The organism is Streptomyces spinoverrucosus (assembly GCF_006539505.1).
Taxonomy (GTDB): Bacteria; Actinomycetota; Actinomycetes; order Streptomycetales; family Streptomycetaceae; genus Streptomyces; species Streptomyces spinoverrucosus.
The window spans coordinates 67,184-77,337 of the sequence record NZ_BJND01000008.1; the positions used below are offsets into that span (position 1 = coordinate 67,184).

The window sequence follows — 10,154 nt, forward strand, 5'->3', positions numbered from 1 at the left end:
AACGAGCACGGCTCAGGGGGTTGTCAGGTCAGCTGGACCAGGTTGAGCCGATACTCCTCGACCTGTGCCAGCTGCTGAGTGGCGAGGTCCGCGAGCATCTCCTGGTAAGGGGTGGGGAGTTCGGTGTGCATCGCCGGGGGCAGGCTGGTGAGGGTGTGGGAGGCGAGCAGCTGTGGCCCGGGGTGCCACGAGGTGAGTTCGGCCGGGTCGGCGCAGGCCCAGCGCATGCGGGCGTCGACCTTGCTGAGCGCGTCGTGCTGGTCCTGGGTGTCGATGATTCCGGGGCCGGCGGTGTCCAGCGCGAGCAGGGAGCCGGGGAAGCGGTTCGCGAGCAGGTCCACGACGTGCCGTACCTCTGAGTCCTCCAGGTAGGGCAACACGGCTTCGGCGGCGAAGAAGTACGGGCCCTCGGCCTGCGAGGCCACTGCCTCGGTCCATGTCCGGTCGGTCACCGACGCGGCGATCATCGTCCGGCGCGGGGTGTCCTCGAAGAAGGCGCGGCGCAGCTCGATCACGTCGGGCAGGTCGAGGTCGAACCAGCGTGCCCGGCCGTTGCCGACGCGGTCGTAGCGGGTGTTGAGCCCGGTGCCGATCTCCACCACGGTGCCGGTGGGGTGGGTGGCGAGGAAGTCCGCCACCCATCGGTCGAACAGGCTCGTACGCAGCACGGAGCCGATCAGGCTGGGCAGGTTGTCGAAGCGGGTGAAGTCGTAGTCGATGGACGCCACGATCTCCTCGGCCCGAGGGTCGCGCAGGGCAGCGTCCTGCTTGCGGTTCTCCACCGCCCGGCCGTACAGGGGGATGAGAAGCGTTTCCTGGACCGTGCCCAGGCGTGCGGAGTGCTGTGTCATGACTCTCCCTCGTCCGAAGGGACTTCGACGCTATATGAAAATGGATCCCGTTGTAAGAATTGCCAGGCTTTCACCTGCCCACAGGGTCGCCTTCGGCACCGTCGGTCTGTGTGCGCAGCATCGCGTGGCCGCCGTGATGCAGGGGCGTGTTCAGCTCAAGTCGGGCCGCCTCGCTGCCTGTTCGGGCGTCGAAGACGTGGACCTCGCCGTGACCGCCGCGCGTGACGGCGACCCAGTCCGCGCCCGGTGAGGCGGCCACCGCACGGCGCTGGACGCCCTCCCAGGGCGTACCGCCGCGGCGGGGTGCGCCGTCCATGGCGGGGAGGGGGACGCGGCGGGCTGTGTCGTCGGCGTCCAGCAGGATCAGTTCGTCGCCGTCCGGGTGGACATGGGTGAACGCGGTGTGGTGCCGGGCGAGGGCCAGCCGGAAGACCAGGCCGGGGCCGAGCTCCGTCACGGTCGTGCGGTTCGTCTCCAGGTCGTGACGCCACGCCTGGTTGGTCCATTCCGGCCACCGCAGCGGGTCTGCGGGGCCGCCCCGCAGCGTCGACCACAGCGCCCGCCGCCGGGGATCGAGCCGCAGATACCAGCCCCGGGCGGGCGAACCCCACGGGATCACCGGCTCCGGGACGAGTTTGTCGCCCTCGCGGCGGGCCCGGTGCACCCCGTCGCCCGTGGCCGCGAACACCTGGCCGGAGTTGGGGTCTTGGGCGTCTCCGTGTCCGTCGTCCGGCAGCGGAAGGTCGGCGTGGGGCGCGACCGGAGGGCAGCCGGGCGGTGCCCCGAGCAGGTCGGCGAACCGGTGGACGGCCAGCGCGCCGGGCTCCCGGTGTCGCAGGACGACCAGCGGATCGTCGTAGCCCAGGACCGTCACACCCGGTTCGCCGACGCGCGTGCGTATCCGGGCCGCGTCTCCCGTGGCGAGGTCGATGACGGTCAGGAGGTCCGACCACGGCTCGGCGTTCTTGCCCAGGCCCGTCGTGACGGCGACCCACCGCCCGGACGGGTCGCAGGCGAGATGCTCGGCGGGCACGGCGACCGGGATCGCAGCCTGCACCAGTGCGTCACCGAAGGGGTCGAGCACCAGCAACTCGCCCCTGCGGTCGTCGACACAGGCCGCTCGCCCGCCTGGCAAGGCCAGGAACCCGGCGTGCTCGGAGAGGTGACGTCCGGTGAGGCGGCCCGTCTCGGTGCCGTCCGGCACGGTCCGCACGTGGAGCGATCCCTCCACGTGGTCGGAGACGAGCAGCAGGGGAGGGGCGGCGGTCATCGGTGCCTCCATGGGAGCAGGGGCCTATTGAGGACAATGAAAACGATTATCATGTATCTTCGGGTCGTTCCGGGGTCCCTGAAAAGAAGCGAGGGCATCGATGCTGCGCTCACCGTCGAGATACGTCCGAGGCTGGATCACCGCAGCGCTGGTGGGTTCCGTACTGGTCGGGTGCGGCTCGGCCACCGAACCGGCGAGCGAGAAGGCCGCCGCGCCCGGCCCGAAGACCGACGTCAACGTCGAACCCATCAAGGCGACACGGGAGTTGACCGACACGGGCGGCGTAAAGGTCTCCCTCAAGAAGGAACCCGAGCGCATTGTCTGCCTGTTCGCGCTCTGCGACGACATCCTGACCGAGCTGGGCATCGTCCCCACGGCCACGAACAGCGCGCTCCTCACCCACCCCGACTTCCTGGGGGAGGAGAAGGCGAAGGAGGTCGACATCATCCCCGGCGGGTTCATCGCGCCCGAGGTGGAGGCGATCCTCTCCCACAAGCCCGACCTGGTGATCGGCCTGGAGGACACCCACGGCAAGCTCGCCCCGGCGCTGAAGGACGCCACCACGTTCTGGGCCATGCAGCCCGAGACGTGGGAGGACAGCGTGGGCTATCTGCGTGATGCCGCCGCGCTGACCGGCCGTACCGCCGAGGGCGAGAAGGCCGAGAAGGCCTTCCGTACCAAGCTCGCCGAGGCCGAGAAGGCCCCGAGCGACAAGACCGCGCTCATCATCTACGGCAGTGACGAGAACTTCGGCGTCGCCACCCCGGAGACGGACGTGGGCGCCAGCCTCTTCCCGAAGCTCGCCGACTACCCCTGGAAGTCCCGTGGCGTGGAGGGCAGTTACAGCCTCGAAGAGATCCTCGCCCGTGACGTCGACGTGCTGTTCGTCGAGACGCTGAGCTTCGGCGAGGCGGACGGCAAGCTGTCGGAGAAGCTGGCGAAGAACCCCCTGTGGGGCAAGATCCCGGCGGTGAAGAACGGCGACGTCCACGAGGTGAACTCCGAGGTGTGGGCCAAGGGGCGCGGTACCCGTTCGCTGGGCATCATCCTCGACGAGGCCACGGCCGCGCTGCGGTGAGCACGCCCACCGCGACGCACTCCGCGGCGGGTGACACGGCATCGGGCGCACAACCATCCGGGCGCCTCGTAATCGGATGGCAACTGCCCGTCCTGGTTGCCCTGTTGGTCGCCGCGTCGGCCTGCGCGCTGAGCCTGGGCACGCCCTACGTCCCGCTGCACCGGCTGCCCGGTGCGCTGCTGGACGGGGACAGCACACTGGCCGGGATCGTCGTGACCGAACTCCGCGTGCCCCGGCTGGTGCTGGCACTCGTTGCCGGGGCCTGCCTGGGTGCGGCGGGGCTCGTGCTCCAGGAGGCGCTGCGCAATCCCCTGGCCGTCCCCGAGATGCTGGGCGTGTCGTCCGGGGCCGCGCTCGGGGTGGCCGCGCCGCTGGTGCTGGCGGTGTCCCTGCCCGCCGCCGTCCAGCCCCTGCTGGCCATCGGCGGGGCCGCGCTCGGCGGGGGACTCACGCTGCTCGCCGCCGGGTTGGGACGCAGCCCGTCCGCCGTGCTGCTGACCGGCGCCGCGGTCGCCGCCGCCCTGCAGGCCGCGCTGCTCGTGCTGATGGTGATGGCCGACCAGCTCGACCTCCAGCTGATCTACCGCTATCTGCTCGGCTCGCTCTCCGCCCGTACCTGGGAGGACGTCACCGGGCTGTGGCCGTGGCTGCTCGTCGCGGTCCCCGCGCTCGTGCTGTGCGCGCCGGTGCTCTCGGTGCTGCGGCTGGGGGACGAGGACGCCGAGGCGCTGGGGGTGCGCGCCCAGCGGGCCCGGCTGGCCGCGCTGGCCATCGCCGTCGTACTGATCGCGCCCGTGACGGCCGTGTGCGGGCCGGTGGCGTGGGTCGGGTTCCTCGCTCCGCACCTGGCGCGATGGTTCAACCCCGCGGCGGGCGCGGTGCGTTGGTTGCCCTGGTCTGCCGCATGGGGCGCTGCCGTCGTGGCTGTCGCCGACGTCCCGGCCCGCCTCGCGCTGGCGCCCGTGGAGACGCCGGTCGGCGCTTGGACGGCCCTGGTCGGTGTGCCCGCCGGGGTCGCCCTGCTCCGGTCGGGCAGGCGCAGGCCGGCGGGCACTGCTGTCGTGCGCTCGGCGCCGCAGGGTACGGACGCCGTGCCCGCACGCCCTTCGGAGGAGGTCAGGTGAGCCGCCGTTTCGCGGTGCTCGTCGCACTCATCGTCGTATGCGCCGGTGTCGAACTGGTCGCCGGGCGGGGCATGTCCCCGGCCGCGGTCTGGGACGTCCTCGGCGGGGGCGGCGATGCGACGGAACGGCACATCCTGCTCCAACTCCGGCTGCCCCGCCTTCTGGTGGCCCTCGGTGCGGGGGCGTGCCTCGGCGTGGCGGGCCTGGTCCTGCAGTCGGCGCTGCGCAACCCGCTGGCCGGGCCCGAGGTGACGGGTGTGACGCCGGGCGCGGTGCTCGGAGCCGTCGCCGCGACCGGCCTTGGACTCGCGGGGTGGGAATCGCCCCTCGCCGTGGTCGTCGCCGCGTGCGTGGGCGGCTGCGCCGGGGCCGCGCTGCTGTGGCTGCTCGCCGGGCGCGGCCGCAGCGACCCCGCGCAGACCGCCGTGCACGGGGTGCTGGTGTCGGCGGTGCTCGGCGGGCTCACGGCCATGGTGCTGCTCGTCGCACCGGGCGAACTCGGCAGCGTCGTCCAGTGGCTCGTCGGCACCACCGAGGGCCGGGTGTGGCAGCACTGGCACCTGCTCTGGCCGTGGGCACTGGCCTGGGGAGTGGTGGCGTGGCTGCTGGCCGGGCCGCTGACCCTGCTGCGCTGCGGGGACGACATCGCCCTCGCCGCCGGACTGTCCGCGAGGCGGGCCCGGACCCTCGCCCTGCTGTGCGCGGTGGCACTGACGGCGGGTGCGGTGGCCGCCGTGGGAGCGCTGGGGTTCGTCGGGCTGCTCGTACCGCACCTCGCCGTGGCCGTCTTCGGCGCCGACCTGCGGGTGACCCTGCCCGGCGCCGCCCTGGTGGGCGCGGCGGTGGTGTGCGGGGCGGACGCGGCGGCGCAGCTGTCCTCGCGGCTGCTGGCGGCCGCGCTGGACTCCGGGCGGCTCACGCTTCCGGTCGGGGCCCTCACCGCCTGCCTGGGAGCCGCGCTGCTGCTGGTCGTCGTGCGCCGCACGCCGAGCCGTACGTTCTGATGTCGACGGAGGACAGCATGACCGAGTCCGTGGGGATCCACGTCGAGGGGGTCCACTTCGGCTACCCCGGACAACCCGTGTTGCGGGGCGTCGACATGACCGTCGAACCCGGGGAGCTGACCGCCCTCATCGGCCTCAACGGCTGTGGGAAGTCAACCCTGTTGCGGCTGGCCGCCGGGTTGCTGCGGCCGGACGAGGGGCGCGTGCTGCTCGGCGGGGACGACCTCGCCCGACTGTCCCGGCGCGCCACGGCCCGACGGGTCGCGCTGCTGCACCAGTCGGCCCCTGCCGTCCCCGGCATGACGGTGCGTCACCTCGTCCGGCAGGGGCGGTACGCGGCGCGCGGCCCGCTCGGCATGCTGCGCGAGGGCGACGATCCCGTCGTACGCCGCGCCCTGCGCGACGTCGGGGTGGAGCAGTGGGCCGAGCGTGATGTCGACGCGCTGTCCGGGGGTGAGCGGCAGCGGGTGCGGCTCGCGATGGCGCTCGCCCAGGACACCCGCGTCCTGCTGCTGGACGAGCCGACCACGTACCTGGACCTGCACCACCAGCTCGACGTGCTGCAGACCGTGGTCCGCCTGCGCGAGGAACGCGGCCTCACCGTCGTCATGGTGCTGCACGACCTGGCCCACGCCGCCCGCTTCGCCGAGCGGATCGTCGCGCTGCGCGACGGCCGTGTGGTGGCCGACGGGACGCCGAAGGAGGTCGTCACGCCGGGGCTGCTCGCGGACGTGCTCCGGGTGGCCGGCCGGGTCGGCCGGGATCCCGAGGGTGGCTGGCCGGTGTGTTACCCAGATCACCCCCTCCCAGCCCTAGAAGATGAAAATCATATTCATTAGAGTCCTGTGTGGCGCTCACCAGAACGCCATATCTCCCTGATGACGAAGGAGAGTTCATGGACACCGAGCAGGTCTTCGCGCCGATCGCCGACCCGGGTCAGCTGGCTCACGACTCGGCCTCCCACTCCAACGCGCTCGTCGAGAACCCCTTCGAGGACACCGAGGAGTAAGCGAGGGTCCAGCACCCTCGACCGTGGGCCCGCCCGCCACGTCGCGGGCGGGCCCACGCCCTCCCCAGGCCCCCTTTCCCACAGGAGGATCGACGTGTCCCGCAACCGGCTCGTGCCCGGTGTCGAGGTTGTCGCCGTGCCCGGACGGGGTCTCGCCGTCCGTACGGCCGAGGGGGAGTTCCTCAGCGTCAGGACCGGGGACGCGGACGAGGACACCCTGCTGTCCCGCCTCTCCGGTACGGCCGCAGGGGAGCCGGACGACGAACTCGACCGCGTCGTCCGGGCCTTCGAGGACGCCGGGTATCTGGTGGACGGAGCGCGGAGTTCGCGATGGCCCGCCGATCGCCGGGACGTGCGGCTGCTGGGCGACCCGGTACTGACCGAACCGCTGGCCGCGCTCCTGCGGGCGCTGGGCGCCGAGCCGACGAGAGCAGCTCCTGACGACCTGTCTGACGGAAACCCCGCCGCCGTCGTGTGGTGCCTCGACGGGCCCGTGCCCGAAGGGCTGTGGGACGCCGCCGACCGGCTGCCCGAGCGCGGCATCGCCTGGTTGCGCTGCCACCGCGAGGGCTGGCAGGCCTACGTCGAGCCTCTCGCCGCCACTCCCGGGGACGTCACCTCGGCCCACGTCCGGGCCCGTCGGCTCGCCGCCACACCCGCGTACCGCGAGCTGGCCGCCTACTGGAGCGGGCCCCGTACCTCCGGCGCGCCCGTTCACCTCACCGCCCCCGCCGCGGGGCTGCTGGCCGCCCTGCTCGCCGACGACCTGAGCCGGTGGATCACCGGTGCACCTGACACCGGCGACCTGCCCGCCCGGCGCCGGCTCCGGCGCGTGGACCTGCGCACGCTGACCGTCACCGAGCACGCCGTGCTGCCCGTGCCCGACGTCGCTCCGATGCCGAAGAAGGCCGGATGACGCCGTTCACTGTGGTCGTTGAGGGGCTCGCCACCGACGTCCACCTCCCGGACGGCGAGGGTCCCGTCCCGGCCGTGCTCATCCGCACGCCGTACGACCGCAGACGGCTCCGCGCCGAGCTGCGCGGCTGGGCCCGTCGCGGGTTTGCCGCACTGGCCCAGGACGTACGGGGCCGGTACGCGTCACCGGGGGAGTGGCACCCGTACGAGAACGAGGCCGCCGACGGAGCGGCGACCGCCCGCTGGATCCGCGGGCAGCCATGGAACGACGGGCGGTTGGTGGCCGTCGGCGCCTCCTACGCAGCCCACTGCGCCCTCGCCCTCGCGCTCGACGCGCCCACGGACGCCCGGCCCGACGCCGTCATCGCCGCCGTGCCCGCGCTGGGCACCGCCGAGACGGCGCGCGAACCCTCGGGTGTGGAACGGCTGCTGGCCCGCGCCGGATGGTGGGCCGCCCACGGCGACCGGCGGGACTCCGACGAGAGCGCCCTGGACAAGGCCCTCGCTGCGAACCCCGGCCTGCTCACCCATCTGCCGCTGACCGGCCTCCCCGAACGGCTCGGCCGGAGCCTGCCCTCCTGGCCGGGCCTATGGCGGCACCGCGAACGCGGCCTGCTCCTCTCGAAGGCGACGCACGCCGGGATGCCCCTGCTCGCGGTGGGCGGCCACCACGACCACTTCACCGAGGACACCGTCGCGCTGTGGCGCCGCTGGGGCGGTCCGTCGGCGCGGCTGCTGCTGGGCCCCTGGGGGCACGGCCTCGTCGCCGAGCCCGGTCCCGACGCCCGGCCCGCGCACCGGGTGAATCTCGGCGAGCTCTACGTGCGCTGGGCCCGCCGCGCCCTCGCCGGGGACCTCGGCCCCGGGCACCGTGGCGCGGTCGGCCTGGGCGGCAGCGCTCTGTGGATGTCCGCCGATCGCGAGGGGGAGCCGCGCACACAGAACGTACGGCTGCTGCACGGCTCCTCCTTCACGGCCGATCCCGAACACCCCGTGTCATCCGAGGACTTGGCCGTCCCGACGGGCGGTCCACCCGACCGCTGTCTGCTGGTCACCCCGCCGCTGCCGCGTCCGCTGGACGTGGTCGGGGACGCGGAGGTGCGGCTGCGGGCCACCGCGCACACTCCATCCGCCGACTGGGCCGTCCGGCTCGTCGCCCTCACGCCGGAAGGGTTGGCTCAGCGGCTCGCCGTCGGTGTCGTCCGACGCGAGGAACCGCCAGGAAGGGCCGCCGAGTTCACCGTAGGGCTCGGCAGGCTCGCGCGGCGGCTGCGCGCGGGCACCCGGCTCCGCCTGGAGATCGCCGGGCACCACTTCCCGGCCCACGCCCGCAACCCCCACACCGGCGACGACCCGGTCACGGCCACCCGGCTGCTCCCCTCCCGGCGTGAGGTCGACGCCGGGAGCGTGGCGCTCCGGCTGCCCGTGCTCACGTCCCGTCCCACTGCCACCGATCCCGCAGAGGAGATCCCGCGATGACGGCTCTGCCGCTGGAAGCTCTCGTCGACCCCGTCTGCGGCATCGTCCGCAAGGTCAAGCCCGTCGAGCACCCGGCGGGCGCGCCACCCCGCTACACCGCGCTCACCGCCGAGATCGCCGACGCCCGCAGGCTCGGCCTGTGGCCCGCCGACCGGGTGTCGCTCGGCACGACCTTCGGCGACCCGGAGGGTGCTCGAACAGCGGCGATAGCCGAGGGGATAGAGAGATACTGCGGCAACCGCGTGCCGCCGCCCGGCCACCCCGACGCCCCCCTGCGTGCCACGGCCGCCGAGCTGGCCGAGAAGGGGTTGCGGCTGTACGGGCCGGGCGAGCTGCCGTCCTACGCCGACTGGCAGTACGCCCGCGAGAAGTTCCCGTACCGCCCCCTCACCGCGGACACGCCGTCCCTGTGGACGCGCGGCATCGAACGGCTGCCCGAGGGCCGGACCGCCGAGGTCTGGGCGCCCGTCGCCCTCACCCACCTCAACTGGCGCCAGGGCGAGCTGCGTTCACTGCCGCGCACCCACCACCTCAACTACGCCGGAATAGCCACCGGGCAGGGCTTCGACGACGCAGTCGAGCGCGGCCTGCTGGAGATCGTCGAACGCGACGCCCTCGAACTGTGGTGGCACCTCGACGGCCCCACCCGCGGCATCGACCCGGCCACCGTCCCCGGGCTCACCGACGACCTCGCCGGATCCGCGCTCGATGTCCATCTCGTCGAGATGCCCTCGGAGTTCGCCCCCTGCATGGCCGCGCTCGTCCACGACCCGCGGCTCGGTCTGTACGCCGCCGGGTTCGCCTGCAAGTACGACCCGGCCGAGGCCGCCCGCAAGGCCGTCCTGGAAGCCGTCCACACCTGGGTCTTCACCCAGGGTCTCACCGACCCCGACGGCTGGGTCTTCCAGGCCGTCGAGGCCGGGCTGCTGGCCCGCGGGCTGTACCTGGACCACCGGGAGGACGGCAGCTATCTCGACGTGTGCGGCGAACAGTTCGAGCACGTACGGGACCTGGGGGCGCACGTCCAGGTGTGGCTGGACGAGCGGATGGCGCCCGAGGCACGGCGGTTAACCGAGCCTGCGCAAGGGACCGTGTCCATCGACGCGGTCGAGCCCGGCAGCCGGGACCGGCTGGAACGTGCGCTGCACGAGGGCGGCCACCGCGTCATGACGTTCGACCTCACCACCGAGGACGTGGCCGAGACGTCCCTGCGCGTCGCCCGGGTCCTCGTCTCGGGGCTCCTCCCCAACGCGCCCGCCGCCTTCGGCTACTTCGGCTGCCCGCGCCTTGCCGATGCCGCCGTGGCCCGTGGCTGGCGGTCGACCGCGCCGAGCGCGCCGGAGGACTTCACGCTGGCTCCTCCGCCGCACATGTGAGGGCGCGCTGTGGAATACGTCGGTGAGGTCGGTGCCGTGAGGTACAGC

Annotated in this window: 10 protein-coding genes; 8 read left to right on the plus strand and 2 right to left on the minus strand. The window is 73.2% G+C overall.

Annotated features, from left to right (window positions below):
- Positions 1 to 23: 23 nt before the first annotated feature.
- Positions 24 to 851, minus strand: a complete 828-nt coding sequence (locus SSP24_RS06530; protein ID WP_141307832.1) for a class I SAM-dependent methyltransferase — start codon at positions 849 to 851, stop codon at positions 24 to 26.
- 70 nt (positions 852 to 921) lie between these two features.
- Entirely contained in the window at positions 922 to 2,121 is a 1,200-nt protein-coding gene (locus SSP24_RS06535) for a hypothetical protein (protein ID WP_141307833.1), read from the minus strand.
- Positions 2,122 to 2,221: 100 nt separating this feature from the next.
- On the opposite strand from SSP24_RS06535, the gene SSP24_RS06540 reads away from it, so the two are divergent.
- The 8 genes from SSP24_RS06540 (at position 2,222) to SSP24_RS06570 (ending at position 10,106) form a co-directional block, all read left to right on the plus strand.
- Entirely contained in the window at positions 2,222 to 3,199 is a 978-nt protein-coding gene (locus SSP24_RS06540; RefSeq protein WP_174864610.1) for an ABC transporter substrate-binding protein, read from the plus strand.
- 104 nt (positions 3,200 to 3,303) lie between these two features.
- Entirely contained in the window at positions 3,304 to 4,323 is a 1,020-nt protein-coding gene (locus SSP24_RS06545; protein ID WP_141307834.1) for a FecCD family ABC transporter permease, read from the plus strand.
- Positions 4,320 to 5,327, plus strand: a complete 1,008-nt coding sequence (locus SSP24_RS06550) for a FecCD family ABC transporter permease (RefSeq protein ID WP_141307835.1) — start codon at positions 4,320 to 4,322, stop codon at positions 5,325 to 5,327. The genes SSP24_RS06545 and SSP24_RS06550 overlap by 4 nt, the downstream gene beginning before the upstream one ends.
- A gap of 17 nt (positions 5,328 to 5,344) precedes the next feature.
- Entirely contained in the window at positions 5,345 to 6,166 is an 822-nt protein-coding gene (locus SSP24_RS06555; protein ID WP_141307836.1) for an ABC transporter ATP-binding protein, read from the plus strand.
- Positions 6,167 to 6,222: 56 nt separating this feature from the next.
- Positions 6,223 to 6,336: a streptamidine family RiPP gene (gene amiA, locus SSP24_RS43910; protein ID WP_240980669.1), complete on the plus strand. Its 114-nt coding sequence runs from the start codon at positions 6,223 to 6,225 to the stop codon at positions 6,334 to 6,336.
- A gap of 94 nt (positions 6,337 to 6,430) precedes the next feature.
- Complete coding sequence (locus SSP24_RS06560; protein ID WP_141307837.1) at positions 6,431 to 7,252, plus strand: hypothetical protein; 822 nt, start codon at positions 6,431 to 6,433, stop codon at positions 7,250 to 7,252.
- Positions 7,249 to 8,730, plus strand: a complete 1,482-nt coding sequence (locus tag SSP24_RS06565) for a CocE/NonD family hydrolase (protein WP_141307838.1) — start codon at positions 7,249 to 7,251, stop codon at positions 8,728 to 8,730. Before SSP24_RS06560 ends, SSP24_RS06565 begins: the two co-directional genes overlap by 4 nt.
- Positions 8,727 to 10,106: a YcaO-like family protein gene (locus SSP24_RS06570; RefSeq protein ID WP_141307839.1), complete on the plus strand. Its 1,380-nt coding sequence runs from the start codon at positions 8,727 to 8,729 to the stop codon at positions 10,104 to 10,106. Before SSP24_RS06565 ends, SSP24_RS06570 begins: the two co-directional genes overlap by 4 nt.
- Positions 10,107 to 10,154: the final 48 nt, after the last annotated feature.